The sequence below is a fragment of the Streptococcus sp. 29887 genome (genome assembly GCF_032595075.1).
Classification (GTDB): domain Bacteria; phylum Bacillota; class Bacilli; order Lactobacillales; family Streptococcaceae; genus Streptococcus; species Streptococcus iners.
Genome location: NZ_CP118735.1, coordinates 1,617,305 through 1,643,167 on the forward strand (window position 1 = coordinate 1,617,305; position 25,863 = coordinate 1,643,167).

Genomic DNA, 25,863 nt, shown 5'->3' on the forward strand with positions numbered 1-25,863 from the left:
AGGTAGAAACAACATCTTTATATTATTGTATCATTTTTGCCTTGTTTTTCAAGTATTTGCTTAAGTATATTTTGTAAATTTGGAATGATTTCCGCTTGAAACCAGGGATTCTTTGCCTGCCAGATATTGTTTCTAGGTGATGGATGGGGCAAAGGAAAATAAGTGGGAAGGTAATCATCTGCATGTTTCACTCTCTCCATCAGGTTCCTTTGGGATTTTTCCAAATAATAAGTTTGAGCATAATTGCCTACCAATATGGTCAGCTCAAGCTCTGGCAGTTGGTCCAGAATAAGCGGGTGCCATTTGGGCGCAAAATCCTTGCGAGGAGGCAAATCCCCAGACTTCCCTTTTCCTGGATAATAGAAATCCATAGGAAGAATGGCAAAATGACCCGATTCATAAAAAATCTGTCGATCCACGCCCAACCATTGACGAAGGTTGTCACCACTGGCGTCGTCAAATAAACGCCCTTTTTCCTGGGTTTTCAAGCCAGGTGCCTGTCCTATAATGAGAATTTTTGCGGTCGAAGGGGCTTGGAAAAGGGGAGCTATTCCCTTGTTCGTAAAGTCTCGGTTAGCAACATCCTCAATGATGGCTTGACGAATATCAGCAAATTCCATAATGTCCAACTTTCTTAAACATGGTCACATCTTCTTCTAAGGCTCGGAAACCGCATTTTTTGTAGAAAGAATAGGCTGAAAGGTTTCGTTCGGTTTGCAGAAGAATATGAACAATTTTTCTATCAGCTAACTGCTTCTCTATGTCCGCTAAAAAACTAGCACCATGTCCTTGCCCTTGGTAATCACGGGAAATGCAGAGCTCTTGAATTCGATACTCTGTTCCCTCATACCAATAGCGGATGTAGCCAAGTGATAGACCTAGCAATTTTCCCTGGTCAAACAAGCCAAAACAGAGTGCTCTTGGATGTGCCAGTAAATCGCCTATGTAGCGGTTCAGTTGCTCCGCGTCAGACCAATCATCATTCCAGGGATCCTGGCTAAAGACAGACAAAAAGAGCTGTTTGACCATTTCCAAATCTGAAAAACAAAGTTCTTTCAGTTTCATTCTTCCTCCTAAAAAAGACGGGTATCCCCGTCTTCATGTATTACTTAATGAGTTCGTAGATAGCTTCTGCATAGATGGCAGCTGCACGGTAAAGTTGCTCGACTTCGATAAATTCGTTGGCTTGGTGCATGGTGTTGACATCTCCTGGGAACATGGCTCCGTAGGCAACGCCACGTTTGAGCAAGCGTCCAAATGTTCCGCCACCGATCACTTGTTCATGACCTTTCAATCCTGTGTGTTTTTCATAAACAGACAGGAGGATTGCGACCATTGGGTCATCGATTGGGCAATAGTGTGGAGTATGACCATGCGCTGATAGGCTGACAGCTTCTACACCCAGTTTTTCCAAACCAGCCTTGATGGTTTCAGGGTTGGTATTTTTTGGATAGCGGAAGTTGAGGGCAATGGTATTGTCTGATGAAGTTTCTTCAAACTTGAAGACACCAGCGTTCATAGAAAGGGCACCCATTTGCTCATCGTAGATGGCTACGCCGAGTTTTTTAGCGTCATGGTCTTCCAGAAGGACTTGTCCTGCTAAGTCAAGATAGGCTTTAGCTGCTCCGTCAAAGGCGAATTGACTGAGGAATTTAGCCAAGTAGGTTGCTCCGTTGACACCTTCTTCAGGGGTTGAACCGTGGGCTGATTTTCCGATGACTGTCACTTGTACCTGTCCGTTTTCAAGGGTTTCCGCGTCAGCTTTTAGGCCGTAAGCGGCTGTGAAGTCTGCCAACTTGCTGTCCAAGTCTGCTAGGTCGCCGGAGATAATAGCTGTCGCAGATTCAGGCACCATGTTCTCACGCAAACCACCTGTGAAGGAATGCAGTTTAGCAGCTCCGCTATTTTCCCCCACAAAATGAAGATAAGCTGTGATATTGCCCTTTTCTCCGTTGATAATCGGGAACTCAGCATCTGGAGAGAATCCGAAGTCTGGCAGGGGAAGGCCGACGTGTTCGAAGTAGTAATCCATGTCCGCCCAGCCTGACTCTTCGTCGGTACCAACGATGAAGCGGACTTTTTTAGAAGTCGGAAGCCCCAACTCCTTGATGATTTTCAAGCCGTAGTAGCAAGCCATGGTCGGTCCCTTGTCGTCAGAGGATCCGCGGGCAAAGAGCTTGCCGTCGATGATTTGCGGCTCGTATGGGTCAGTGTTCCAACCGCTTCCTGCTGGTACCACGTCCAAGTGACCAAAGATACCAAGGACTTCGTCGCCCTCGCCAAATTCAAAGTGACCTGCGTAGTTGTCAACGTTCTTGGTTGGATAGCCATCACGCTGAGCGATTTCCAGGAACTTGTCCAAGGCACACACTGGACCAGGGCCAAATGGGTGCTGGGCATCTGCCTGGCTGTCGTCACGCTCGGAATTGATGCGGAGGAGGTCAAAGAGGTCCGCTAGAAACTCGTCTTTGCGTTTGTCAAACTCTGCTCTAAAATTTACTGTCATGTGTTCTCCTTTTCAGTATCGTCATTTGGTTTATCTATTATTACGTCGTTAACTCGTTTTGCCGTACTTCAGTACAGTCTGCAACTCGTTGCCTAGTTCTAAAAGTAAACCAAAAGACTATATCAAAGTAAGTCTATTTTATCATATTTTTCAAGACTTCACTGCTAAAAAATGACCTTTCACAAAGAAAGATCATTTTGCTTTATTCAAACTCCAACTGGGCCTTGTTGGTGAAATAGGTCTGGTAGGCTGCATAGGAGGCAATTACTGAAGCCAGACTGGTCGCAGACAGCAACATGAACATGACCATAATCTGATAGCGAATGGCATGGACTGGATCAACGCCTGCAAAAATCAAACCGGACATCATCCCTGGCAGGCTGACCAGACCGACTGTCTTGGCTGAGTCAATGGTGGGCTGCATACCTGTTTTGATAGCCTCTCGCAAAATATCCTGTGAAGCCAATTTGACAGTTGCACCCAGACTTAATTTTTCTAAAACTTGCTGGCGGTTGTCTGTGAAGGACTTGTACATAGCCCGATAGGACAGACCGATGGCCGTCATGGCATTACTTGCCAACATCCCTGAAATGGGAATGACCTGTGAAGGAATAAATTGAATAGCACCCGATAGTACCAAGATTGTCAAGGTCAATCCTGTCGCAACCAATAGGGCAAGAAAAGGATGAAGTAAGGATTTCTTGCCATTGGGATTGCGCTTGTTGGCTTGGACACTGGCATTGTAGAGAATAATCAAGACCATGGCCAAACTGAGAAAGACAGTTGAAGCTTGGAAGATAAACTTGAGCACATAGCCAACAAAAATCAACTGAAGGACAGTTCTGACAACGGCCATGAAAATATCCTTGGTCAAGCCTAGTTTTTCCTTCTGACTGATGCCCATGGCCACCAAGACCAGTCCAAAAATAAGAGCTAGTGATAGGTTATCTACAGTAACATTCATACTTGGACCCGACCTCCTTCTATTTTCAAAATCTTTTGGGCTGCCTCAATCTCTGATTGGTCATGAGTGACTTCAATCAGGGTATTTCCAGCTGCATGGTAATCTGCTAAAAGCTTGTTGACAATGGCCTTGGTTTCAGAGTCCAGTCCCGCAGAGATTTCGTCTAAAAGTAAGACTTTGGGTTCAAAGAGCAAATTGCGAACGAGGGCCACTCGCTGTTTTTCTCCTCCTGATAATTCTGTGATTTTCTTGGTCAAAAATGCTGGCGCTAGATTGACCCTTTCTAAAGCTTTGAGGGCTTTGCTTTGGTCAAATGCAATCTGACGAATAGTAAATGGAAACTGGAGATTGTCTTGAACAGTTTGCCCAAAGAGAACTGGCTGTTGAAAACAATAAGAAACTTCTCTTCTATAAGTCGGCATATCCAGCTCTGCTATGTCCCGACCCTGAAAGAAAATGGTCCCACTTGTCGTGGATGTCAAACCTGCCAAGAGCTTGAGGATGGAGCTTTTTCCACTGCCCGAAGGTCCAACCAAGGTTAGCCGCTCTCCTTCTAAAACAGTGAAGCTAATATCAGTTAAAATCGACTTATCCCTATCAGATAAGCCGACAGATTGAAGTTGGAAAAGGTTCATCTTAATGTCCGTGCTCTTCTGCTTCTTCTGCAGCAATGGCAATGGCTTGTGTTTCATGAACTGTCCCGTGAGCGTGATGGGCAGGTCCATAAATAGAGTAGATTTTAAGGTCTTCTTGACCAATGTTGATGACATTGTGGTAGGCACCGTTTGGAATTAAGATGGCATCTTCTGGTCCAACTTCAGTATCAAGTGTAATCTTGTCTTCGGACTCTCCCATAATAACACGACCGTGACCTTGCTCAATGCGGAGGAATTGGTCGTTTTCGTTGTGTACTTCCGCTCCGATGTCGCCACCAACTGGGATGGACATCAGTGTAACTTGCAAGAGTTCCCCAGTCCAAAGGGCTGTGCGGTAGTTGGTATTTTCAAGCGTAGCTGTTTCAATGTTGGTTACAAATGGTGCTTTTCCGTAATCTTTAGTTGTCATAAGTTTTTACCTCTAAATTATAACTATTCTAAACTTTCTTTAGAACAATTCTAATTATACTCTTTTTGAACTACTTGTCAAGTTTTTTTAGAAACATTATAATTTTCAGAATATACTTAGCGAATAGCTAAGAAAAAGCCACCTTTCGGCAGCTGTTTTCTACAATTTTACAGATAAATTAGCCAGATAATCTGGACCAAATTGGGACAGGCGATTGCGACTGTCTCTGGATTCGTAAAAATCAATCATGGCAAAACCAGCTCGTAATTGCCCTGCAATCTGTTCTTCTAAGGTATGGCTAAATTCATAGCCATATTCTGGATCAATCGTGATTTGTCCTGCTTCTTCTAATTGTCGTGCGTTGAAAGGTAGGCTGTACTTTGGAACCAAGGTTTTGTCTGGATGCTCCCAAACATCATTAGCATCAAAGACATAAATCCAAGGGTTCATATAACCGACCATGAGCAGACCACCTTTTTTCAAAACCCGATAAGACTCCTGCCACATATTTGTCAAATCTTCGATATAAACATTTGAAACCGGACAAAAGATGATGTCAAAACTCTCGTCCTCAAAAGGAAATACTTGCGTCATATCTGCCTGGACCGTTTGCAAATTCAGATTTTCCCGCTCCGCAACCAGCCTATCCTTGTCCAACTGTTCCTTGGAGAAGTCCAAAATAGTTGTCTCATAGCCATAAGCCACAAAGATCGGTCCCTGTTGACCACCACCGCATGCTAGACCCAGCAATTTCTTACCTTGGGCTTTTTCAAACCAGTCAAGCGGTACTGTCTTTCCAACCGTCAAAGAAACGGATAAGGGCTTATCTTTGGCAACAAGAAATTCCTCATGACTGAGCGGAACTGTATAGGCATTTCCCTGTCTAGCTGAAACCCGATTCCAACGTTCTTGATTGTAGTTTACATAATCTATCATTTTTCTTTCCTCGCTTGAGGCCTAGCCAATATGGCCTCGTTCTCTTCTTTTCATGTTTTTACCTCCTTTACTATGCTAATTCTATTATGGCATAAAGAAAGAGAAAAAGCTACCTTTCGGCAGCTTGCTTCTTATGTCAATTCATTAAAATCCCAAATATCGTCCACCCAGCCTTCATAGAAATCAGGCTCGTGGCAGACCATGAGAATTGAGCCCTTGTAGGCTTGAAGGGCACGTTTGAGTTCGTCCTTGGCATCCACATCCAAGTGGTTGGTCGGCTCGTCGAGAACCAAGACATTGTTTTCACGGTTCATAAGCAAGCAGAAGCGAACTTTGGCCTGCTCACCACCCGAAAGGACTTGAATCTGGCTTTCGATATGTTTGGAAGTCAGACCGCAACGAGCCAAGGCTGCTCGTACTTCTGCCTGGTTAAGGGCTGGGAAGGCATCCCAAACGGCTTCCAGCGGGGTCTGACGATTACCTCCAGCTACTTCTTGCTCGAAATAGCCTAGTTCCAAATACTCCCCACGCTCCACAGAACCACCCAGCGGTGGAATAATCCCCAGCAAACTTTTAAGAAGAGTGGATTTACCGATACCGTTAGCACCAACAATGGCAATCTTCTGGTTGCGTTCAAAGGTCAGATTGAGCGGTTTACGTGTCAATACACGGTCATAACCAATTTCCAAATCAGTCGTTTGGAAGATAAAGCGACTTGGAGTTCGAGCCATTTTGAAATCAAAGGATGGCTTTGGTTTCTCAGCTTGGAGTTCAATAATCTCCATCTTATCCAACTTCTTCTGACGAGACATGGCCATGTTTCGAGTTGCAACTCGGGCCTTGTTACGGTTAACGAAGTCTTGCAAGTCTGCGATTTCCTTCTGCTGGCGCTCATAAGCTGCCTCCAACTGAGCCCGCTTCATAGCATGGACTTCTTGGAATTGGTAATAGTCGCCTGTGTAACGAGTCAAAAGCTGATTTTCCACATGGTAGACAATGTTAATCACATCATTCAAGAATGGAATATCGTGTGAAATCAAGACAAAGGCATTTTCATAGTTCTGCAAGTAGCGTTTGAGCCAGTCAATGTGTTCGGCATCCAAGTAGTTGGTCGGCTCATCCAGAAGCAAGATGTCAGGCTTTTCCAAGAGCAATTTTGCCAAAAGAACCTTAGTACGTTGGCCACCTGATAACTCCGTCACATCCTTGTCCATACCATAATCCATAACACCCAGAGCACGCGCCACTTCGTCAATCTTGGCATCCAGCGTATAGAAATCACGGCTTTCCAAACGATCCTGCAGTTCGCCAACCTCTTCCATGAGGGCATCCATATCGGCATCCTCTTCTGCCATAGACATGTAAATGTCATTGATACGAGCTTCTGTCTTGAAGAGTTCATCGAATGCTGTCCGCAAGACATCACGGACTGATTGACCCTTTTCTAATTTAGCATGCTGGTCCAAATAACCTGCGGTCACATAACGAGACCATTCCACCTTGCCCTCATCAGGCTGCAACTGACCTGTCACAATAGACATGAAGGTTGATTTTCCTTCACCGTTGGCGCCGACAAGACCGATATGTTCCCCTTTCAAGAGACGGAAGGAGACATTCTCAAAAATCGCACGGTCACCAAAACCATGACTTAAATTCTTTACTTCTAAAATACTCATATTTTCCTCACAAAAGAGGCTGGAAATCCTTCCAGTCTCTGACTTTTTCTTAATCTAAACCAATCTCTGCACGGACCACATCAGCAATGGTGTCCACATAGTAATCGACCTCAGCATCCGTTGGCGCTTCTGCCATGACACGCAAGAGGGGCTCGGTACCACTTGGGCGAACCAAGATACGACCGTTGCCAGCCATTTCTGCTTCCATCTTCTCGATGATAGCTGCAATAGCAGGCACTTCCATTGCCTTGTCTTTCATGCTGTTTTCCACACGGATATTGACCAATTTTTGTGGGTAAATGGTCACTTCTGCTGCCAATTCTGACAACTTCTTACCAGTTTCTTTCATGATCTTGGTCAATTGCACAGCGGTCAACTGGCCGTCACCTGTGGTGTTATAATCCATCAGAATCACATGTCCAGACTGCTCACCACCGACATTGTAGCCACCTTTACGCATTTCTTCTACAACATAACGGTCGCCGACTGCGGTCACAGCTTTTTCAATCCCCTCACGGTCCAAAGCCTTATGGAAACCAAGGTTGGACATAACGGTTGTCACAATGGTATTTTTGGCCAAAAGTCCTTTTTCAGATAGGTACTTGCCGACGATATACATGATACGGTCGCCATCGACCAAGTCACCATTTTCATCAACAGCAATCAAGCGGTCACTATCACCATCAAAGGCAAGACCGATTTGACTGCCAGTTTCTTTCACCAATTCCTGCAGTTTTTCTGGGTGGGTTGATCCAACTCCTTCGTTGATGTTCAAACCATCTGGGTTCTCAGCCATGACTGTTAAATCAGCTCCCAAATCTGCAAAGATTTGACGGGCAGAAGTTGAGGCTGCACCGTTGGCAGTGTCCAAGGCCACTTTCATGCCTTCCAACTGGATACCAGTCGATACAAGGAAGGATTCATATTTACGCAAACCTTCTGGATAATCAACCACATCGCCCAAACCTTGTGCTGAGGGACGAGGAAGGGTATCTTCTTCGGCATCCAAGAGGGCTTCGATTTCCGCTTCTAAGGCATCATCAAGTTTAAAGCCATCACCTGCAAAGAACTTTATTCCGTTATCTTGGGCAGGGTTGTGGCTGGCTGAGATCATGACACCCGCACTCGCTTTTTCTGTTTTGACCAAGTGAGCTACACCTGGTGTTGCAAGCACGCCAAGCTTATAGACATGAATTCCAGCTGACAACAGTCCCGCTACCAAGGCAGCTTCCAACATCTGACCTGAGATACGAGTATCACGCGCCACAAAGACACGGGGAACATCTGTTTCATGCTGACTGAGAACATAGCCGCCAAAACGACCTAGTTTAAATGCCAATTCCGGCGTCAATTCTACGTTTGCTTCTCCACGGACACCATCCGTACCAAAATATTTACCCATTTTAAATGTTACCTCTTATTTCGTTTTTGTTATCACAACTTGCATATTTGCTTCTGTTTGTGACAGTACAACTGGCAAGACATTGCCATCACTGTCGACTGCCTGAAGTTTGGCAATTCCACTATAGTTTGCAGAAAGGTTGCTTACGTCTACGGCAATGGCTTCAATGCGATCAATCTTAGCCATGGTTTCATCATCAGTCGTTACTTTTACAGTATCGACATTAACCGAAACCTTAGAAAGACTATAGCCTTCTGCCAACTGATTGCTATAAACTTTAGCCTCAACAGGCAGAGCCTTGCTGACCCGTTTTCCAATTTTAACCGTAATAGCATCTGGTGCCAGGGTGGCTGTCACTCCTGCTGGCAGATTGGCTAACTGGAGTTTGACGGTATTGGTTCCAGCATCCAATTCTTTTAAATTTGCAACAATCTGAAAAGTTCTGGTGGCTTCATCGGATTCCCGTTGCAAGAGCACACGATTGGAACCTCTCAATTCGACCGTTACCGTTGAAGAAAATCCCGAAATAAAATATTTACTGGTATCATATTCAATATCAATCGGAACATTGTTCAAGGTGTGAACGTAGGTTTCTGACTCTGTATTCTGAGCGGCTGTTTCCGAATTTTTATAATTGGTTGTAGTTGCGTAGAAAAAGAGTAAGAGTGCTAAAAACAAGGAGAGAAGCAAGTGACCTACAGCTTTAAATTTTTCTTGCATGCTTGCCTCCTCTCAATCGCTTCAAGAATGTGTTTTTCTCTTGATTGTCAGAACCGAAAATTGTCCACAATTCTTCCTCAAATTCTTCCAAGCTCAAATCATGCTTGAAATTACCATTATGAGCAATCGAAATACTGCCCGTTTCCTCGGAAACAATAAAGACAAAGGCATCCGAAACTTCTGATAGACCAATGGCTGCGCGGTGACGAGTGCCAAATTCTTTTGAAATTCCCGCACTTTCAGACAAGGGAAGATAGGCACAAGAAACTGCTACCTTGTCCTCTTTGATGATAACCGCTCCATCATGCAGTGGAGTATTAGGAATGAAAATATTGATCAATAACTCGCGAGAAATATCTGCGTTCAGCGAGATACCCGTTGCCCTATATTCTTGCAAGGTTTGAGCTTGCTCAATAGCAACGAGGGCTCCAATTTTACGGGGAGACATATAGGCAACCGACTTTACAAAAGCATCGATTAACTTTTCTTCTGTACTCAAGGTATTGGCAGAAAAAATCTGTGTTGTCCGTCCCAGTTTTTCGAGCATGGCCCGCAATTCTGGGGTAAAAATCACAACTGCTGCAATCACTCCATAGGTAATGACTTGATTGATCAACCAGGCAATGGTCTGTAAACCAAATAGGCTAGCTAGAAGTTGTGCAATGATAAAAAGAAATACCCCTCGAATAAGGGTCATAATCTTCGTACCAGCAATGGCCTTACTAAAATTATAGATTAAATAAACAACGATACTGATGTCAATCAAGTGTAGAATCGCTATCCAGGGACTAGCGATCAAACTTGACCAATAACCAGCATCTAATAACTGGCTTAAATTTAACATATGTTCTCATACTTTCTAACACATACATGATAACGTTTCTATTATACCATATTTTCACGGCATTTCTTTAGAAAACAATAAAGTTTCTATTAATTTTATTACAGGTAAAATTCAAATCTGTATCTTTATTTCTACATACTCCATTCTAGAAAATCAATAACCTTTATGATAAAATAGTCCCATGAAATTAAATACATTATTAGGGATTGCCGCAGGGAAAGCCAGCCAGTTTGTCCTCAACAAACTCGGACGGGGTACCACTCTGCCTGGTAAAATTGCCCTCACATTTGATAAACACATTTTAGATAGTTTGGCTAAGGATTACGAAGTCGTTGTCATCACTGGTACCAATGGCAAGACTTTGACAACTGCCTTGACCGTTGGTATCCTTCAGGAAGCTTTTGGAGAAATTACGACCAACACCAGCGGTGCCAATATGATTACAGGGATTACGGCAACATTTTTATCAGCCAAGAAAAATAAAAACGGCAAGAAGATTGCCGTCTTGGAGATTGACGAAGCCAGCCTGGCCCGTGTGACCGACTTTATCAAGCCTAGCCTGATTGTCTTTACCAATATCTTCCGCGACCAAATGGACCGTTACGGTGAGATTTATACCACCTACCAGATGATTTTGGACGGAGCTGCAAAAGCTCCACAAGCAACCATTTTGGCCAACGGTGACAGCCCGCTTTTCAACTCGACGAGCATTATCAATCCAGTTAAATACTACGGTTTTGCGACGGAAGAGCATGAGCCTCGTCTGGCCCATTACAATACCGAAGGTGTTCTCTGCCCGCATTGCCACCAGATTATCCAGTACAAGCTCAATACCTACGCTAACTTGGGTAGCTATATATGTAGCAACTGTGGCTTTAGCCGACCTGATCTGGACTACAAGTTGACTGAGTTGAAAGAAATCACCAATACCTCTTCTACCTTTGCCATTGACGGTCAGGATTACAAAATCAACATCGGTGGGCTTTACAATATCTACAATGCCCTAGCAGCTGTCAGCGTAGCAGCATTTTTCGGCGTATCTCCTGAGAAAATCAAGGCTGGTTTTGACAAGTCCAAGGCAGTCTTTGGTCGCCAAGAAACCTTTAAACTCGGTGATAAGGATTGTACCTTGGTCCTCATTAAAAACCCTGTCGGTGCAACCCAGGCCATTGAAATGATGAAACTGGCTCCATACGATTTTAGCCTATCTGTTCTTCTCAATGCCAACTACGCTGACGGGATTGACACCAGCTGGATTTGGGATGCTGACTTTGAACAAATCACTCAAATGGACATTCCACAAGTCTTTGCAGGCGGTGTGCGTTCATCTGAAATTGCTCGTCGCCTCCGTGTGACTGGCTATCCAGAGGACCAGATTACTGAAACGCCAAAACTGGAAGACATCATGACCTTGATTGAACAGTCAAGCAGTCAGCACGCTTATATTCTAGCCACCTATACGGCTATGTTGGAATTCCGCGACCTGCTGGCTCAACGCCAAGCCGTTGGAAAGGAGATGAAATAATGGTCTATACGTCATTAAAAAGTCCTGCAAAAGACTACACTTACGATCTCCACATCGCCCACCTCTACGGTGATTTGATGAACACCTACGGGGACAACGGCAACATCCTCATGCTCAAGTATGTGGCTGAAAAGCTGGGGGCTCGTGTTCAGGTGGACATCGTTTCCCTGACAGATGAATTTGACAAGGATTTCTACGACATCGCCTTTTTCGGCGGTGGACAGGACTATGAACAATCCATTCTTGCTAAGGATTTACCGACTAAAAAAGACAGCCTAGCAGACTTTATCGAAAACGATGGTGTCATGTTGGCCATCTGCGGTGGCTTCCAGTTGCTCGGTCAATACTACATCGAAGCTGGCGGCCGCAAGATTGACGGTCTAGGTATCATGGGACACTACACCCTCAACCAGACCAATAACCGCTACATCGGTGACATCAAAATTCACAATGAGGAGTTCAACGAAACCTACTACGGTTTTGAAAACCACCAAGGTCGCACCTTCCTAGCTGACAACCAAAAACCGCTGGGCAAGGTGGTCTATGGTAATGGCAATAACAAGGAAGACGGCGGCGAAGGCTTACACTATAAGAATACCTTTGGTAGCTACTTCCACGGACCAATCTTATCCCGCAATGCTAACCTGGCCTACCGCCTGGTCACAACTGCCCTCCGTAAAAAATATGGACAAGACATCCAACTTGCCAGCTACGCTGACATCCTCAGCAAAGAAGTCGCTGAAGAATACGGAGATGTGAAAAGCAAGGCAGAATTTGATAAATAAAGCAAAACCGCTTCTGATATTCAGAGGCGGTTTTGTTATTTTCTATTAACTTACATTCCCTTTAGTAACGTGTAACTTTCCAAATTTAAAAAAGCGACTCATAGAATTATTTCCTCCCGTTAAATAATAGATAACTATTAAAAATAGACAATACTTGCTCATAAGTAACGGTACTTAAATTGTTTACTTTGGCGTGTTTCATTGCTTGATGAAACTGATTTTTAGTAAACAGTTGACGATATTCTCGATTGACCCATTTTGAAACAAAGTACGTATATAGCTTCCAATATTTATCTGGAACATCTGTGGTATGGCGGGTAAGTTTTATTAAGACACTGTTTACTTTTGGTTTAGGATGAAAGCATTCCGCTGGCAGCTTAAGCAATTGCTGAATCGAGACTTGAGTGTGCAAGAGCAACCCTAGTGTTCGGTGAATATCCAAGGTACGCTTGTAGAATCCTTCTTCAACAATCAGATAGATGTCAGACGCATGGCTTTCAAAAACCACTTTTTTAATAATTTGTGTGCTTAAATGGAAAGGAATATTCCCAACAATTTTATACCTCTGTTTGTTAGGGAATTGAAACTGTAGAATATCTTGGTGAATTAAAGTGACACGAGTATTCAGTTTTAATTTTTCTGACGATAAGTTGAATAGATGACTGTCTAATTCAATAGACGTTACCTGTTTACTTATTTTAGCCAGTTTCGTCGTTAAATGCCCTTTACCTGTTCCAATTTCGTAAACGGTATCGGTTTCTTTTAAATTCAATTGTTTTATTATTTGGTTGAGTACTTTTTCACTCGTTAAAAAGTTTTGAGAATATTTTATATTTTTGTTCATTTAATCACTCCTGAAGTGATTACATCTATAAACAAATACAGAAGTTAAACGATTTGTTTGTAATTTTAGTTATCTGTTTAAAAAGTCATAAGATTAGTCACTGGTAGGAATTAATCTAACGTATTTATTTATCTGCGTAATCACTGTTTTTAGTCTGTTTCAAAACAGTAGATGTTTTATCTACATTTTGAATACCAACATGACGAATCCCTCCTTCTTAATTACAAATTTTTAGCATCTAATTTAACTTCAATTCCTATTATACAAAATTTTAAGATAATGCACTATCAACACACTCTTTATTTTTTATATAGTTCCAATCAAGAGCAATCCCTCAATCGTAATCTCGGTCAACTGGCTCAAGTCCAGCTTGGACTGGTCTACTTGGAAAAAGAGGGGGGTCATATCTGCCAAGACTTGAGCATGGGCGACAGTTATGGGCATGGTTCGACTGACCAGCACTTGCTCTACCTGTCCCAGGTAAGACTTGAAATGGTCCACGATATCCTGGTTGTCATAGGACTCCTTGCGGAGTTGGTCTTTGGCTAAATGGCGGAGCTCCTTGAGGTGATTTGGTCCTGGAACTAATTTTAGAATTGCCCCACCATTTTTTAACACTCTGGCAAACTCCTGATAATTGGCTGGGGAAAAGATATCCAAGATCCCGTCAATCGTCTTGTCTTGAATGGGCAACTTGGTCAAGTCACCGACAAACCATTTGACCGACTTGGTCCTGTCAGATTTGGCTGCCAAGATAATGGAATCCTTGGAAATATCAAAAGCAAGAATGTCCAAGTCCATTTTCTCGGCTAACTTACGGGAATAAAAGCCCTCCCCACAGCCGATATCCAAGACAGACCGCAAGCCCAGCTCTGCTATTTTCCCCTCCAAAGCCTCGTAGAGATGATCGTAATAGCCCGCCTCTAAAAAGGCCTGACGGTTTTCAAAGCTAGACTTGTGGTAGTTGGCGGACTGCTTGACCTGGGGTGCCAGGTTGACGTAGCCCTGCTTGGCAATGTCGAAGGTATGACGGTTGGGACAGCGGAGGCTGTTGAGGTCAAGACCAAGACCCTGCCCACAATGTGGACAGGCGAAAAATTGGTCGCTATTGGCAAAACGTTGGTGTTTGGTCATCTTACTTATTTTCTTTTCTAAAGCGGTGCAGGGCTAGTCCTGATAGGAGCGTGGCAATGGCTCCTGTAAAGACCAGCAAGTAGCCGACTGGAATGAGATAAAAATTTTCATGCAGAATGCCCTCGGCATCGATATACTCGACCGAGTTTGCCTTGATGACAAAGCAGACGAATCCGAGAAGCATGAGAAAAGTGCCGATAATGGTAATGGTCAGGTGCATCTGGGTACGGCGGCCTTCGCGACCGTCTTTTACAAGTTTTTCTGTCATATTGTTCATGTCAGTTCCTCCTAAGATAAGGTGATCTAAGGAGATCGAAAAGACAGAGGACATGAGAATCAAGAGTTCCAAGTCGGGCAGGTTTTTGTCATTTTCCCAGTTGGATACGCCCTGCCTGGTCACATTGAGTTTGAGGGCAAACTGCTCCTGGGTCAAGCCTTCCTTCTTACGTAAGTCTTTGATTTGCTGTCCAAAGTTCATTTTTTCTCCTCTCGGGATCCTGTCTAGCAGGTCCTAAACTTATCTTAGCTTGTTGGTCGATGTTTGCCAAGAAAGGCTGGCTTGCTCTGGACTTTTTTAGCGAAAGGTGGTCTTGCCAACTCCGCAAGACTGGCTTGCAAGCTTGTTCTATCAAGGGTTTGAACCTCTTGTCAACTCCCTGTCAGCCTAGCCCATTTGCTCAGATAATGCTTCCCATTCTTCCATAAGGTTTTCTTGTTGGGCAGTCAATTGATCGATTTCTTTCTGATAATCGGTCAGCTGTCCGATATCATTGGTTTCTAACATGGCTTGGTTGAGTTCGCTCAGGCGGTTTTCGATGGTCTCTATTTCTGCCTCAATTTGCTCGATGCGGCGAGCTAGTTTGCGTTGCTCTTTTTGGTTTTCCTTTTGGGCTTGGTAGTCCATAGCCCCGGCTGATTGGCTGGTACTTTCTAGCTGGTCAGGCTGGGCATCTGCTTCCTGCTCTGCCTTTTTCTCCAAATAATAGTCATAGTCGCCCAAGTAGAGCGTGGAGCCAGTTTCCGAGATTTCCAGGACCTTGGTGGCGACGCGGTTGATGAAATAGCGGTCGTGGCTGACAAAGAGCAGGGTGCCGTCAAAGTCGATGAGGGCATTTTCCAGGACTTCCTTGCTGTCTATGTCCAGATGGTTGGTCGGCTCGTCGAGGATGAGGAAGTTGTTGTTTTCCATGGACAGCTTGGCCAGGAGCAGGCGGGCTTTTTCCCCACCCGATAGCATGGAAACGGACTTTTTGACGTCATCTCCTGAGAAGAGAAAGGCTCCTAGGCGGTTGCGAATTTCCACTTCAGGTGTAGTCGGAAAGGCGGACCAGAGCTCCTCCAAGACCGTGTTGGAAGGCGTCAGGGCCGACTGGGTCTGGTCGTAGTAGCCCACTTCCACATTGGCACCGAGCTTGGCTTCCCCTTTGATAAATGGCAGAGCTCCGATGATGGACTTGAGCAGGGTTGTTTTTCCGATACCATTTGGTCCGACAATGGCAATGGCATCTAGTTTCCGTTGGTCAATGGAAATAGGCTGAGAAAGTATTTCTCCATCGTAGCCCACCGTAGCATTTTCCACTGTCAAGACGATATTGCCAGAAGTCTTGTCCGACTGAAAGGTCATATTAGCTGACTTCTGACCAGCTGTCGGCTTGTCCAGTCGCTCCATCTTTTCCAACTGCTTGCGTCTAGCCTGGGCACGCTTGGTGGTCGAAGCACGGACAATATTTTTCTGGACAAAGTCTTCTAACTTGGCAATTTCCTTCTGCTGCTTTTCATAGTTTTGCAATTCCGTTTGCAACTTCTGCTCTTTGAGCTCGACAAACTGAGAATAATTACCTATATAGCGATCCAAGGAATACTTGGTCAAATCCAGCGTTATGGTCGCCACCTTGTCCAAGAAATAGCGGTCATGGCTGACGATAATCAAGGCTCCCTTGTAATGCACGAGGTAGTTTTCTAACCAAGCAATGGTTTCAATATCCAGGTGGTTGGTTGGCTCGTCCAGGACCAATAACTCTGGGCTTTCAAGCAGCATTTTTGCCAGTGCCAGTCGGGTATTTTGCCCACCAGAGAGTTCGGAGATTTTCATGTCCCACATGGTCTGGTCAAACTTGAAACCATTCAAAATAGCACGGATATCCGCCTCATAGTTAAAGCCACCTGCCAGACGAAATTCTTCCGACAGACTATCGTAGGTCTTCATGAGCTGGTCGAGTTCACTACCAGACAAGCTACCCATTTGCTCTTCCATAGACCGCAGGCGTTTTTCCGTCGTTCGCAGGTCATCAAAGACGTGGAGCATTTCATCGTAAATAGTATTTTCCGACTGGAATCGACTGTCCTGTGCCAGATAAGAAAGGGACAAATCACGCTTGGTTGAAATGTCACCGCTGGTAGCTGCTTCTTCTCCGACAAGAATTTTAAGAAGAGTTGACTTGCCAGCCCCATTTTTTCCGACAAGGGCAATCCGATCCCGCTCATCGACTTGAATGTTGATATTGTTAAATAAAACTTCGCCCGCAAAAGAGCGTTCAATCTTGTTTCCACTTAGAATAATCATGAAAATATTATACCAAAAAAATCAGCACAAGGCTGATTTGATTCCTCTATTTATACCAAGGATTGAACAAGCTCCTTATTCTGCCAGAGCAGATAAAGACCACCACCAATAATGATGAGCATGATGACAAACTTAATCACACCTTTGACAAATCGGATAAGCATCATCAAAATCATGGACACAATTAACCAGCCCCAAGCCGAAGAATTAAGCAAGGTCTGCATACTCTCCAAGCTCGCCCCTGTCCAAGCCTTAATAGGTTCTGGAATTTTATCAAACCAGCTGCTATCTATACCGATTTGCTCCATAATGGAATGACTGGTCGATTGTAACCATGCAAAAATCCCAGCATTATAGAGAAAGAGCAAGGCTTGCTCTGGGTAACGTTTTATCGTATTTGTAATTGTTTGAAACATATTTTCCCTTTTATTCTGAATACAAGGCAAGGACCGCATCAATATCTGCCTGCTGAATACCATGATTAGAACCGGCCGATTCCATAACAGAAGCCTGACTATCATCATGATCCAAACCAATGGCATGACCCAATTCATGTTCAGCTGTATGGATAATTCTGTCCATATCATAGCCATACTCTTCATTCAAGAGATAATAACTATTCAAGCGAACTGTCACCGAGCTATAATAATTGGTCAATAAATTGGTCGTTGAATTAGCCTCACCTGCCGCCTGGGTATTGCCATCATTCATCTCAGTAGCAATGATATCCGCCTGATTTGGATCTGTGGTAAGGACTAGAGTAAAGGCCCCGGTCACATTCCAATTTGCGATGGCCGTTTCATAAGCAGTCCTAAATGTTGGATTTTGGGTTTCAATATAGATAGTCGCAGTATTGGTTTCCCAACGTCCATGGTCAGCTGTATTAACCGTATCAGTAGTCAGGTGTTTAATGGTATCAACACCCTCTTCAATACTGACCTCGGATTGACCTTTAACCATCAATTGTACTTCCTGAGCCAAAGTTTGTAGCATCTGAGGCGCAGCTTCCTGTTGAAAATAGAACAACATCCCAAAACCACATGCGATTAAAACCATGGAGAGCCAAACCAAGCTCCAAACCGTTCGCCAGATCCATTTAAAAATTGAAGCAAAAAATTTCATACACTATACCTCTCTCTAGAAATAGATTTCAGTATAGTCTTATTTTCTGAAATTTTTCTTAAATTCTAGGACAATCTTTCTTCTAATTTGAAATCAATAGGCAGCCAAGCCAAGACCTTTTCAATCTGTTGGTTCCAATAATACCACTCATGTTTACCAGGTCCGAAACTTGCCTCTATATCAACCCCCAGTTCCTTTAACTCCCCGACTGCCTTCTGATGCCCTTCAAAGAGAAAATCTTCCTCACCACACCAGGCATAAAACTTGGTTTTCTTGTCCGAAAATCTAGAAATATTAGTCAGTAGATTTGGATTTTCTGGGTCATTGAAATCCCCAAACACACCCTTCCAATAGGCAGAACTACCTAATTCCAAGGCAGATGGACTAGAGAAATCAACTAGCAAGGCTCCTGAAAGTGAAGCTGCGTATGAAAAACGATTGGTTGTCATGGCAATCTTAAAGGTACCATAGCCCCCCATAGACAAGCCAGCAATAAAATTCTTCTCCCGCATGTCAGACATATTTGGGAAAAATCGCTTGAGGATTTGAGGAAGCTCAATCGCAATAGCATCATAATAATTCATGCCATAGGTGGTATTGGTGTACCAACCCTTGTCTGTATTGACCATAACAACGATGAGATTGGTATAACGTACTAGTCGTTCAACAGTCGAGCGATTGAGCCAGGAATCTTGATTTCCTCCCATTCCATGCAACAAATACAAAACAGGAATGTCTTTATCATCAGGATTGTCCACACGATTGCGATCTGGATACAAGACCGTAACCTGTCTAGACATATCCAACACTTCTGAATGGTATTCGATTTTCATAATTGCCATAAATGTTCTCCTTATGGTAAAGAGCCTAAGTTCTCCTCGGCTCTTCACAAACTATTCACTTATTTTACTTCCATAATCACCGGCAAAATTGCTGGGCGACGTTTGGTTTGATCAAAGAGGAATTTAGCTAAGTCATCGCGAACAGCACTCTTGAGTTCTGTCCAATCAAAACTATCCTTGGTGAAGTAATTTTCCACCGTTGCATTAACCAAATCTGATGCCTCACGCAAGATATCCTTGCTCTTCTTGACATAGACAAATCCACGCGTATTGACCTTGGCCTTGGAAATGATTTTCTTCTCACGGCGGTTGACAGTGATTGCCACGATAAAGATACCATCTTCTGAGAGGATTTTACGGTCACGAAGGACAATATTTCCAACATCTCCCATGGCATTTCCGTCAATCATGACATCACCAGCAGGAACCGCTCCGCTATGGACAAAATCCCCATCTTCATAAGCCATGACATCCCCACGCTTGACGATAATAATATTCTCTGGGAACATGCCGATCTCAAGCGCAGCTTTGGCATGGGCATCTAGCTGACGATACTCCCCTTGAACTGGGAAGAGATACTTAGGACGGAGGATATTGAGCATGAGCTGCAAATCACGCGCATTGCCGTGACCAGACACACGCAGGTTTTTGGTAATGGATTTGACCGTTCCACCAGCCTTGTAAATCAAGTTTTCAACACGGGCAACGACTGCTTCTTTAGAAACACTTGGTGTCGTAACGATGTAAACCAGATCACCTTCCTTGATTTCAACATAACGGTGGCGACCAATGGCCATCTTACGAAGCCCGTTCAAGGGTTCCCCCATACGGCCTGTTTCCAGGATAATCAATTCATGGTCTTCGTATTTGCCCATATCCTTTGGCTTGACCAAAAGTCGCTCACTAACCAATCGAAGTTTTTTCAATTGGATAGCGGTACGGACAATATTTTCCACATCGTGCCCCGTCAAAACAACACGGCGACCTGTAGCCTCTGCCGCATCAAAGATTTGCTGGATACGGACAATGTTACTTGCCACAGCAGCTACAATCACACGACCTTCACAGTCTGCAATGGTATTGAGAATTTCTTCCCCAGCTTCATGCATACTAGCTGACTGCACATTGCTATCTGCATTGGCAGAATCAGATAAGAGAGCCAATACCCCTTCTGAACCAATCTCAGCCAGACGACCAAAGTCTGTCCGGTAGTACTTATCCGCAGCCTGATCAAATTTGAAGTCACCAGTATAAACGATGTTTCCTTGGTCTGTCTTGACTACAATTCCCAAACTCTCCGGAATAGAGTGAGTTGTCTTAAAGAAAGATACAACTGAATCACCAAAATCAATCTCAGTCGCTGCATTGATGACGTGGAAATCCTTGAATTTCTTAGTTGCATTATTGTTCTTGACAATCAATTTCGCCAATTCAATGGTCAGGTGTGAGCCAAAAACAGGAACTTTCACTTTTTCTAAAAGATAAGGCAAGGCTCCAATCGAATCAGCGTGACCATGTGTCAAAAAGACCCCAGCTACACGGTGCTTGTTTTCTTCCAAGTAATCAAAGTTGGGAACAACTACATCAACACCCAACTGTTCATTTTCTGGATACTTGGCACCAGCATCCATGACAAAAATATGCTCATTTACTTCGGCAATGTAGAGGTTTTTACCATTTTCACGTACACCACCGAGAGCCATGATTTTTATGCTACTCATTTTTTCTCCTTTTGGACATCCCACAGGTGTCCAGTTTATTTTTCTTACCAACGGTCCTTGGGATGCCCAAGTCGAATTACAGTCTGCTAATGATTTTAGCTATCGCTTCTATTATACCTTTTTTCAGGAAAATTTACAAAAAACTCTGCTGAAATTCAACAGAGTTCTCCCATTTAATCAATAACCATGTCCCCTATGTTCCCACTTTCCACCAGCATTACGCACTAAAATCCATTTCCAATCCCGATGAATACTATTTGGTTCCAAGGTTGGTTCTGCCCCTTCAGCGGCTACCTTGAAAGAAGAGGTTAACACTATAGCCTCCTCTGCACCATAGTTTTCAGCCCAGTCATCAAATAACTTTTCATCATCGCCACCATATCCAATGGTCAATAATTGGCAACTCTTAAAATGCTTATCAAAGTAATCTTGAACGACAACTACAGCATCCTGAATTTCTTTTTCCGAGTATAATTCCGATGCTTCCATCGGTTCAATCTTTGCCTGATAAGCTGCTCCTGTCCGACATCCTACCAAAAATAGACAACACAACAGACTACAAATAGCTAAACATTTTCTCATATTTGTTACCCCAAGTCAACAATCGTTGCTGAAAAGCCAATCTCTTCTACAAAATGCAAAACATCTTCTGTCTTTACAAAAATTGTTTTCGTATTAACATTGGGGTGGAAGGTTAGAATGGGTTCGGATAGGATTTCCTTATCAAAATAGACTTGGATATCCCTAGCACCATTATGCAACAAGCCAAAAACAGACACCACACCAGCAGGTAGGTGCATTTTTTGCATCTGGCTATCACTCGCGGCCATGCGAATACGATTGGCTCCTAGCAAATCACGAAACCGGTCCATATCCAACTGCTTATTGTCATCCATAATTAGCAAATAAAAAGCTGTCTTTTTCTTATTGGTCAGAAACATGGACTTGGTCCTTACCCCTTCGAACCCTTCAATATAACAGTCTGCTTCCTCAGTGGTCAGAGCTGGCGGATGTTCTACAATAGTGTAGTCCATTCCAAAGTCAGCTAATGTTTTAAAAACCAATTTATCCATGATAGCACTCTTGCTATATTTAGTATATTATACTGCTTTTTAACCGAAAATTCAAAGGATAAGAAAAGCCTGGATTGCTCCAGACTTTAGTCAAACTGACTGCCCTATTTAATAATCAATCTTCCCAATACTCCTCAACATTTGTCACGCTCTGAGGGATACCAATTAACTGAATATCAAATTTTAAGGACGGTTCTACTCTTGAAGAAGCATTGTGAATGCGAAAACTGATAGACCAACCATTATCCATAATCAACTCCAGAGTATTTTTAGAACCTCTCTTGTAGTCTAAAGAGAAAATTCTTGTTGGTAAAACAGTTGACAAGCCCTTAACCCTTGTCTTTGGACGAATGGTTTGATAATTGATAGATAAGGTATCGTTTAAGTTAAATGCCTGAACAATCGTTTTCCGTTCCTTATCCTTTGCTATTACTTTATAAAAGTCTTTTCGTCCTAGTAGATACTCAATTAGAAGTTGGGGGACATCCTGATGTTGCTCGTATAATCGAAGCAACTCAAATTTAAAAGCTTCAAGAACAGGTAAATAAATCTCCACTTCTTTATTTTCAAACATAGTCCATTTATGCTGCTCAGCTTTATCAAGGTGCTTGGTTTCATCCCTCAAAGTTGCTAACCTAGTGAATACGGGCTTAATGGCTTCAAAGTAATCGTTAGAAACTGGAAGTCCCAACCATTTCAAACCAAAATCTATGTCATTGGATAGCCTAGAATGTTTTAGGGCATGATGATTATGTTTACAAGAAATCCCAATCTCCCAATCAGTTTCACCTTTGATAAATACAATATCCCTAACATCACCATCTCCACCACTTTTATCAACTAAAATGGATAAGGTTACTAATTCCTGACCATTAGACAGATTTGGTTCTGCCTTTAAAATGGTAGTTAGACTCGCCTTAGCGGCTTGGAACATATCTTCCTGTAGAATGCCATCTAATTTTTGGAAATTATCTTGTGCAGTTAGATAGGCCTTGCTCTCTTCAATTTCACATCTCATACCCAATTCTGTCAAAGCCTTGTAAAAAGTTGTAATACAAGCATATTCAAATCCTTTTCCTTGTACTGTCTGCTTAGCCATTTCTACTACTCCTATATATTTTATTAGCTTTATTATCCCACAATAGTTTCTACTGGCCAAGTTTATTTTTTTTTGTTATACTTGTAAAGTATATATTCAGTTGGGAGTTCTTATGAAAAAAACAGACAAGCAATTCATATCTTCATCCACCTTCACTGTGGAAGAAATTGAAGAAATACTACAGGCGAAAATCAAGGAAGAAACTCAAAAAGTCGAAGAGGCCATTACGCAAGAGGAAAAAGATAAGGAACAAGCTATTATTGATACTATTCAATACGATGAAAGTAAAATCAATATTGTTTCTCTCTTTAGTGGCTGTGGTGGACTTGATTTAGGTATCGAATTAGCTGGCCTTGTTGCTCAGTACGGTCAGGAAAAAGCCTATCAACTATTCCAATCAAAGCTGTCCTATGATAGTCACAGAAATAAGCTTATCAATTTCATTTTTTCAAATGATTTATTTGAATCAGCAAATCAGTCTTACCTAAAAAACTTCCCTGATACGATTTACAAAAGTTCTAAAAATATCCAGAAAGTTTCCCTTTTTCCAAAAGCTAATATCATGCTCGGAGGATTTCCTTGCCCAGGCTTTAGTGTGGCAGGTCCGCGCTTGCTTGATGATGAGCGTAATTTTTTATACATTCATTACATCCGTGCACTCATGCAATCAAAACCTGAGTTCTTCATTGCAGAAAATGTTAAAGGTCTAATGACACTCGGAAAAGGAAAAGTGCTAGAACAAATTACAGAAGACTTTGCCGCGGCTGGCTATGTCGTTACTGCCCACCTTGTCAATGCACGAGATTATGGAGTTCCACAATTAAGAGAACGTGTTTTCATTATTGGTGTAAGAAAAGATATTCAGAAGAAATTCAACTATGTCTATCAACTTCCACCAGCAACACACGGTCCGGAAAAAGAAAAATATGTGACACTCAAAGATGCGATTGGAGATTTGCCACTTGAACCAAGTGACGTCTTTGATTCAACATATTCTTCTATGTACATGAGTCGAAACCGTAAGAAATCTTGGGAAGAACAGAGCTTTACGATTCAAGCCAGTGCTAGACAGGCACCACAGCACCCCCACGGATTACCTATGAAAAAAATAGACAAGGAAACATGGGTATTTCAGGGAAACCAAAATCGTAGATTATCTGTCAGAGAATGTGCTCGCATTCAAACCTTTCCGGATTGGTTTGAATTTTCTAATGGAAATAAAGGAAATGTGACAGAGAACCATCGATTAAATGAACAATATAAGCAAATCGGAAATGCAGTCCCTGTTGTTCTTGCTGAGAAAATTGCCAGACCTATTATCGAATTTTACTACAAAAATCTACTATAAAAAATAAGAATCCTGCTACAAACACAGGATTCTTTCTTTACCTTTATTGACACATAAACATCAAACTAATCAAACAACTTGTAATAATCTTCCAGTTTCATCTTGGATTTTTCCTCTGCCGTTTGGTCCTGAATAATCTGACCATTTTTCATGACAATCAAGCGATTGCCGTGACGGAGAGCATCTTCCATTTGATGAGTGACCATGAGGGCTGTCATTCCCTTGGTCGCAATCAATTCATCCGTCAGTTGCATTAAGGATTGGCTAGTTTTAGGGTCGAGAGCGGCAGTATGCTCGTCCAAGAGCAAGAGCTCTGGTTGTTTCAAGCTAGCCATTAACAAACTCAAGGCCTGTCTTTGCCCACCTGATAAAAGCCCTGCTGGTGTGTCCAAATGCTTTTCCAAACCATTTCCCACTCTCGGCAAAAGCTGGGCAAATTCTTCCCTTTCTTGGACCAATCTACGTGGCACCAAGCCCCGCCCCTCACCACGATACTTGGCGATGAGCATGTTTTCTGCCACTGTCATCCGCGGAGCAGTTCCCATTTTAGGATCTTGGAAGACACGAGCCAGATACTTGGCCCGTTTTTCAGCAGGCCAGTTGGTCACATCCTCACCGAGTATGTGGACCGAACCACTTGTCAAGGGCAGGGTACCAGCAATGACATTGAAGAGGGTTGATTTCCCAGCACCGTTTCCACCTAAAATAGTAATAAAATCCCCTTGGTAGATGGTCAGATTGACATTGTCCAAAATCACGCGCTCTTCATCAAAACCGTTGGTCACCACCTTGGTGGCATTTTTTAATTCAACAATTGCTTTCATCGTGACAGGCTGGCTCCTTTCAAGACTTTATTTTTCAACTCAGGAACCATGAGGCAGACTGCCAAAATCATGGCTGAGAAGATACGGAGGTAGCTGGTATTGATACCGAGGGAAATAACCACCAAAATCAAGAACTGATAGAAGATAGCACCTACTGCAATGGCCAAGAACCGTTCCAACATGGTCAAATTTCCATACAAGACCTCACCGATAATCAAGCTAGCCATCCCAACTACGATGACCCCGATACCACGGGATACATCCGCATAACCTTCTTGTTGAGCAATCAAGGCACCCGCAAGAGCAATAATCCCATTAGAAAGAATCAACCCAAGCAGCTCCATTCTGCTGGTATTGATACCAAAACTGCGAGCCATATCTGGATTGTCCCCCGTCGCGATAAAGGCTTGACCCAGGCGAGTATAGAGGAAGAACATCAAGGATCCAATGACTAGGGCAACACTTCCCAAACCAAGTAAAAGTCCATTCACTTGCTCAGAAAAGGGAAGCAAGTCCTGCAATCGACTGGTATTTAACAAACCCAAATTTGCCCGACCCATGATAAAGAGAATAATGGAGTGACAAGAAGACATGACCAGAATACCAGCTAAAAGTGTAGGGATTTTCCCCTTGGTATAGAGCAAGCCTGTGACCAAACCTGCCAAACAGCCTGCCAAAACGGCTGCCAGCGTTGCCAAGACAGGATGAACTCCCTGTGTCAATAAGGTTACTGCAACTGCTCCTCCCAGTGGAAAAGAGCCCTCTGTCGTCATATCCGGGAAATTCAAAATCCGAAAGGTGACGAATATTCCCATTCCTAGTACAGCCCATAAAAGAGCCTGTGAAACTGTTGATACAATCATAACATTC

Annotated in this window: 28 protein-coding genes and 1 pseudogene; 3 read left to right on the forward strand and 26 right to left on the reverse strand. The window is 43.2% G+C overall.

Annotated elements, in window-relative coordinates; genetic code table 11:
• Positions 1-17: 17 nt before the first annotated feature.
• The 11 genes from PW252_RS07870 to cdaA all read right to left on the reverse strand — a co-directional run bounded on the left by PW252_RS07870 (position 18) and on the right by cdaA (position 10,113).
• Positions 18-620 carry a uracil-DNA glycosylase family protein gene (locus PW252_RS07870; protein ID WP_248051199.1) on the reverse strand — a complete coding sequence of 201 codons (603 nt, stop codon included), beginning with the start codon at positions 618-620 and terminating at the stop codon, positions 18-20.
• Complete coding sequence (locus PW252_RS07875) at positions 607-1,065, reverse strand: GNAT family N-acetyltransferase (RefSeq protein WP_248051203.1); 459 nt, start codon at positions 1,063-1,065, stop codon at positions 607-609. The genes PW252_RS07870 and PW252_RS07875 overlap by 14 nt, the downstream gene beginning before the upstream one ends.
• 40 nt (positions 1,066-1,105) lie before the next feature.
• Positions 1,106-2,506, reverse strand: a complete 1,401-nt coding sequence (pepV, locus tag PW252_RS07880; RefSeq protein ID WP_248051206.1) for a dipeptidase PepV — start codon at positions 2,504-2,506, stop codon at positions 1,106-1,108.
• Positions 2,507-2,708: 202 nt separating this feature from the next.
• Positions 2,709-3,470 carry an ABC transporter permease gene (locus PW252_RS07885; RefSeq protein WP_248051208.1) on the reverse strand — a complete coding sequence of 254 codons (762 nt, stop codon included), beginning with the start codon at positions 3,468-3,470 and terminating at the stop codon, positions 2,709-2,711.
• Positions 3,467-4,105 carry an ABC transporter ATP-binding protein gene (locus tag PW252_RS07890; protein WP_248051250.1) on the reverse strand — a complete coding sequence of 213 codons (639 nt, stop codon included), beginning with the start codon at positions 4,103-4,105 and terminating at the stop codon, positions 3,467-3,469. The genes PW252_RS07885 and PW252_RS07890 overlap by 4 nt, the downstream gene beginning before the upstream one ends.
• 1 nt (position 4,106) lies before the next feature.
• The gene (locus PW252_RS07895) at positions 4,107-4,535 is read right to left on the reverse strand and encodes a cupin domain-containing protein (RefSeq protein WP_105113344.1); all 429 of its coding nucleotides are present in this window, start codon (positions 4,533-4,535) and stop codon (positions 4,107-4,109) included.
• A gap of 159 nt (positions 4,536-4,694) precedes the next feature.
• Entirely contained in the window at positions 4,695-5,471 is a 777-nt protein-coding gene (locus tag PW252_RS07900) for a class I SAM-dependent methyltransferase (RefSeq protein ID WP_248051210.1), read from the reverse strand.
• Between the two features lie 131 nt (positions 5,472-5,602).
• Complete coding sequence (locus tag PW252_RS07905; protein ID WP_248051211.1) at positions 5,603-7,147, reverse strand: ABC-F family ATP-binding cassette domain-containing protein; 1,545 nt, start codon at positions 7,145-7,147, stop codon at positions 5,603-5,605.
• A 49-nt stretch (positions 7,148-7,196) separates the two neighbouring features.
• A complete protein-coding gene (glmM, locus tag PW252_RS07910; protein ID WP_248051212.1) occupies positions 7,197-8,549 on the reverse strand; it encodes a phosphoglucosamine mutase in 1,353 nt (450 codons plus the stop codon).
• A 15-nt stretch (positions 8,550-8,564) separates the two neighbouring features.
• On the reverse strand, positions 8,565-9,269 hold the full coding sequence (locus PW252_RS07915; RefSeq protein WP_248051213.1) for a CdaR family protein: 705 nt from the start codon (positions 9,267-9,269) through the stop codon (positions 8,565-8,567).
• Positions 9,253-10,113 carry a diadenylate cyclase CdaA gene (gene cdaA, locus PW252_RS07920; protein ID WP_248051214.1) on the reverse strand — a complete coding sequence of 287 codons (861 nt, stop codon included), beginning with the start codon at positions 10,111-10,113 and terminating at the stop codon, positions 9,253-9,255. Before cdaA ends, PW252_RS07915 begins: the two co-directional genes overlap by 17 nt.
• 181 nt (positions 10,114-10,294) lie before the next feature.
• Between cdaA and murT the strand changes: the two genes are divergently transcribed.
• Together murT and gatD are read left to right on the forward strand one after the other, a co-directional pair.
• The gene (gene murT / locus PW252_RS07925; protein WP_248051215.1) at positions 10,295-11,638 is read left to right on the forward strand and encodes a lipid II isoglutaminyl synthase subunit MurT; all 1,344 of its coding nucleotides are present in this window, start codon (positions 10,295-10,297) and stop codon (positions 11,636-11,638) included.
• Positions 11,638-12,423, forward strand: coding sequence for a lipid II isoglutaminyl synthase subunit GatD (gene gatD / locus PW252_RS07930; protein WP_248051217.1), 786 nt, complete (start codon positions 11,638-11,640; stop codon positions 12,421-12,423). The genes murT and gatD overlap by 1 nt, the downstream gene beginning before the upstream one ends.
• 54 nt (positions 12,424-12,477) lie before the next feature.
• Here the strand turns inward: gatD and PW252_RS11350 are convergent.
• From PW252_RS11350 to PW252_RS07995, 13 genes and pseudogenes are all read right to left on the reverse strand, one after another.
• Positions 12,478-12,561: pseudogene (locus PW252_RS11350) on the reverse strand (rRNA adenine methyltransferase); the annotation flags it as partial.
• Positions 12,530-13,267, reverse strand: a complete 738-nt coding sequence (gene erm(B), locus PW252_RS07940; RefSeq protein ID WP_105136797.1) for a 23S rRNA (adenine(2058)-N(6))-methyltransferase Erm(B) — start codon at positions 13,265-13,267, stop codon at positions 12,530-12,532. The pseudogene PW252_RS11350 and the gene erm(B), both read right to left, overlap by 32 nt.
• Positions 13,268-13,391: 124 nt before the next feature.
• Positions 13,392-13,475: a 23S rRNA methyltransferase attenuation leader peptide gene (locus tag PW252_RS07945; RefSeq protein WP_105124126.1), complete on the reverse strand. Its 84-nt coding sequence runs from the start codon at positions 13,473-13,475 to the stop codon at positions 13,392-13,394.
• A 98-nt stretch (positions 13,476-13,573) separates the two neighbouring features.
• Positions 13,574-14,401: a methyltransferase domain-containing protein gene (locus PW252_RS07950; RefSeq protein WP_248051219.1), complete on the reverse strand. Its 828-nt coding sequence runs from the start codon at positions 14,399-14,401 to the stop codon at positions 13,574-13,576.
• Between the two features lies 1 nt (position 14,402).
• Entirely contained in the window at positions 14,403-14,879 is a 477-nt protein-coding gene (locus PW252_RS07955) for a DUF3955 domain-containing protein (RefSeq protein ID WP_248051221.1), read from the reverse strand.
• A 186-nt stretch (positions 14,880-15,065) separates the two neighbouring features.
• Positions 15,066-16,964, reverse strand: coding sequence for an ABC-F family ATP-binding cassette domain-containing protein (locus PW252_RS07960; RefSeq protein WP_248051224.1), 1,899 nt, complete (start codon positions 16,962-16,964; stop codon positions 15,066-15,068).
• A 50-nt stretch (positions 16,965-17,014) separates the two neighbouring features.
• Complete coding sequence (locus PW252_RS07965) at positions 17,015-17,380, reverse strand: hypothetical protein (RefSeq protein WP_248051225.1); 366 nt, start codon at positions 17,378-17,380, stop codon at positions 17,015-17,017.
• Between the two features lie 10 nt (positions 17,381-17,390).
• Entirely contained in the window at positions 17,391-18,086 is a 696-nt protein-coding gene (locus PW252_RS07970) for a M57 family metalloprotease (protein WP_248051226.1), read from the reverse strand.
• Positions 18,087-18,151: 65 nt separating this feature from the next.
• Positions 18,152-18,928 carry an alpha/beta hydrolase gene (locus tag PW252_RS07975; RefSeq protein ID WP_248051227.1) on the reverse strand — a complete coding sequence of 259 codons (777 nt, stop codon included), beginning with the start codon at positions 18,926-18,928 and terminating at the stop codon, positions 18,152-18,154.
• 59 nt (positions 18,929-18,987) lie between these two features.
• The gene (locus tag PW252_RS07980; RefSeq protein WP_105117431.1) at positions 18,988-20,649 is read right to left on the reverse strand and encodes a ribonuclease J; all 1,662 of its coding nucleotides are present in this window, start codon (positions 20,647-20,649) and stop codon (positions 18,988-18,990) included.
• 177 nt (positions 20,650-20,826) lie between these two features.
• Positions 20,827-21,231, reverse strand: a complete 405-nt coding sequence (locus PW252_RS07985) for a hypothetical protein (protein WP_172090858.1) — start codon at positions 21,229-21,231, stop codon at positions 20,827-20,829.
• Between the two features lie 5 nt (positions 21,232-21,236).
• A complete protein-coding gene (locus PW252_RS07990) occupies positions 21,237-21,722 on the reverse strand; it encodes a prolyl-tRNA synthetase associated domain-containing protein (protein WP_248051228.1) in 486 nt (161 codons plus the stop codon).
• A 115-nt stretch (positions 21,723-21,837) separates the two neighbouring features.
• Positions 21,838-22,821, reverse strand: coding sequence for a HaeIII family restriction endonuclease (locus PW252_RS07995; RefSeq protein ID WP_248051229.1), 984 nt, complete (start codon positions 22,819-22,821; stop codon positions 21,838-21,840).
• A gap of 112 nt (positions 22,822-22,933) precedes the next feature.
• Between PW252_RS07995 and PW252_RS08000 the strand changes: the two genes are divergently transcribed.
• A complete protein-coding gene (locus PW252_RS08000; RefSeq protein WP_105145362.1) occupies positions 22,934-24,169 on the forward strand; it encodes a DNA cytosine methyltransferase in 1,236 nt (411 codons plus the stop codon).
• Positions 24,170-24,234: 65 nt separating this feature from the next.
• Here the strand turns inward: PW252_RS08000 and PW252_RS08005 are convergent, their stop codons facing one another.
• Positions 24,235-24,993 carry an ABC transporter ATP-binding protein gene (locus PW252_RS08005; RefSeq protein ID WP_248051230.1) on the reverse strand — a complete coding sequence of 253 codons (759 nt, stop codon included), beginning with the start codon at positions 24,991-24,993 and terminating at the stop codon, positions 24,235-24,237.
• Positions 24,990-25,856 carry an ABC transporter permease gene (locus PW252_RS08010; protein ID WP_248051232.1) on the reverse strand — a complete coding sequence of 289 codons (867 nt, stop codon included), beginning with the start codon at positions 25,854-25,856 and terminating at the stop codon, positions 24,990-24,992. Before PW252_RS08010 ends, PW252_RS08005 begins: the two co-directional genes overlap by 4 nt.
• Positions 25,857-25,863 lie beyond the last annotated feature (7 nt).

Bases quoted from the DNA above. Each gene is read 5' to 3' on its own strand.
- PW252_RS07870 (WP_248051199.1), bottom strand. From the start codon at position 620: ATGGAATTTGCTGATATTCGTCAAGCCATCATTGAGGATGTTGCTAAC.
- PW252_RS07875 (WP_248051203.1), bottom strand. From the start codon at position 1,065: ATGAAACTGAAAGAACTTTGTTTTTCAGATTTGGAAATGGTCAAACAG.
- pepV (WP_248051206.1), bottom strand. From the start codon at position 2,506: ATGACAGTAAATTTTAGAGCAGAGTTTGACAAACGCAAAGACGAGTTT.
- PW252_RS07885 (WP_248051208.1), bottom strand. From the start codon at position 3,470: ATGAATGTTACTGTAGATAACCTATCACTAGCTCTTATTTTTGGACTG.
- PW252_RS07890 (WP_248051250.1), bottom strand. From the start codon at position 4,105: ATGAACCTTTTCCAACTTCAATCTGTCGGCTTATCTGATAGGGATAAG.
- PW252_RS07895 (WP_105113344.1), bottom strand. From the start codon at position 4,535: ATGACAACTAAAGATTACGGAAAAGCACCATTTGTAACCAACATTGAA.
- PW252_RS07900 (WP_248051210.1), bottom strand. From the start codon at position 5,471: ATGATAGATTATGTAAACTACAATCAAGAACGTTGGAATCGGGTTTCA.
- PW252_RS07905 (WP_248051211.1), bottom strand. From the start codon at position 7,147: ATGAGTATTTTAGAAGTAAAGAATTTAAGTCATGGTTTTGGTGACCGT.
- glmM (WP_248051212.1), bottom strand. From the start codon at position 8,549: ATGGGTAAATATTTTGGTACGGATGGTGTCCGTGGAGAAGCAAACGTA.
- PW252_RS07915 (WP_248051213.1), bottom strand. From the start codon at position 9,269: ATGCAAGAAAAATTTAAAGCTGTAGGTCACTTGCTTCTCTCCTTGTTT.
- cdaA (WP_248051214.1), bottom strand. From the start codon at position 10,113: ATGTTAAATTTAAGCCAGTTATTAGATGCTGGTTATTGGTCAAGTTTG.
- murT (WP_248051215.1), top strand. From the start codon at position 10,295: ATGAAATTAAATACATTATTAGGGATTGCCGCAGGGAAAGCCAGCCAG.
- gatD (WP_248051217.1), top strand. From the start codon at position 11,638: ATGGTCTATACGTCATTAAAAAGTCCTGCAAAAGACTACACTTACGAT.
- PW252_RS07950 (WP_248051219.1), bottom strand. From the start codon at position 14,401: ATGACCAAACACCAACGTTTTGCCAATAGCGACCAATTTTTCGCCTGT.
- PW252_RS07955 (WP_248051221.1), bottom strand. From the start codon at position 14,879: ATGAACTTTGGACAGCAAATCAAAGACTTACGTAAGAAGGAAGGCTTG.
- PW252_RS07960 (WP_248051224.1), bottom strand. From the start codon at position 16,964: ATGATTATTCTAAGTGGAAACAAGATTGAACGCTCTTTTGCGGGCGAA.
- PW252_RS07965 (WP_248051225.1), bottom strand. From the start codon at position 17,380: ATGTTTCAAACAATTACAAATACGATAAAACGTTACCCAGAGCAAGCC.
- PW252_RS07970 (WP_248051226.1), bottom strand. From the start codon at position 18,086: ATGAAATTTTTTGCTTCAATTTTTAAATGGATCTGGCGAACGGTTTGG.
- PW252_RS07975 (WP_248051227.1), bottom strand. From the start codon at position 18,928: ATGGCAATTATGAAAATCGAATACCATTCAGAAGTGTTGGATATGTCT.
- PW252_RS07980 (WP_105117431.1), bottom strand. From the start codon at position 20,649: ATGAGTAGCATAAAAATCATGGCTCTCGGTGGTGTACGTGAAAATGGT.
- PW252_RS07985 (WP_172090858.1), bottom strand. From the start codon at position 21,231: ATGAGAAAATGTTTAGCTATTTGTAGTCTGTTGTGTTGTCTATTTTTG.
- PW252_RS07990 (WP_248051228.1), bottom strand. From the start codon at position 21,722: ATGGATAAATTGGTTTTTAAAACATTAGCTGACTTTGGAATGGACTAC.
- PW252_RS07995 (WP_248051229.1), bottom strand. From the start codon at position 22,821: ATGGCTAAGCAGACAGTACAAGGAAAAGGATTTGAATATGCTTGTATT.
- PW252_RS08000 (WP_105145362.1), top strand. From the start codon at position 22,934: ATGAAAAAAACAGACAAGCAATTCATATCTTCATCCACCTTCACTGTG.
- PW252_RS08005 (WP_248051230.1), bottom strand. From the start codon at position 24,993: ATGAAAGCAATTGTTGAATTAAAAAATGCCACCAAGGTGGTGACCAAC.
- PW252_RS08010 (WP_248051232.1), bottom strand. From the start codon at position 25,856: ATGATTGTATCAACAGTTTCACAGGCTCTTTTATGGGCTGTACTAGGA.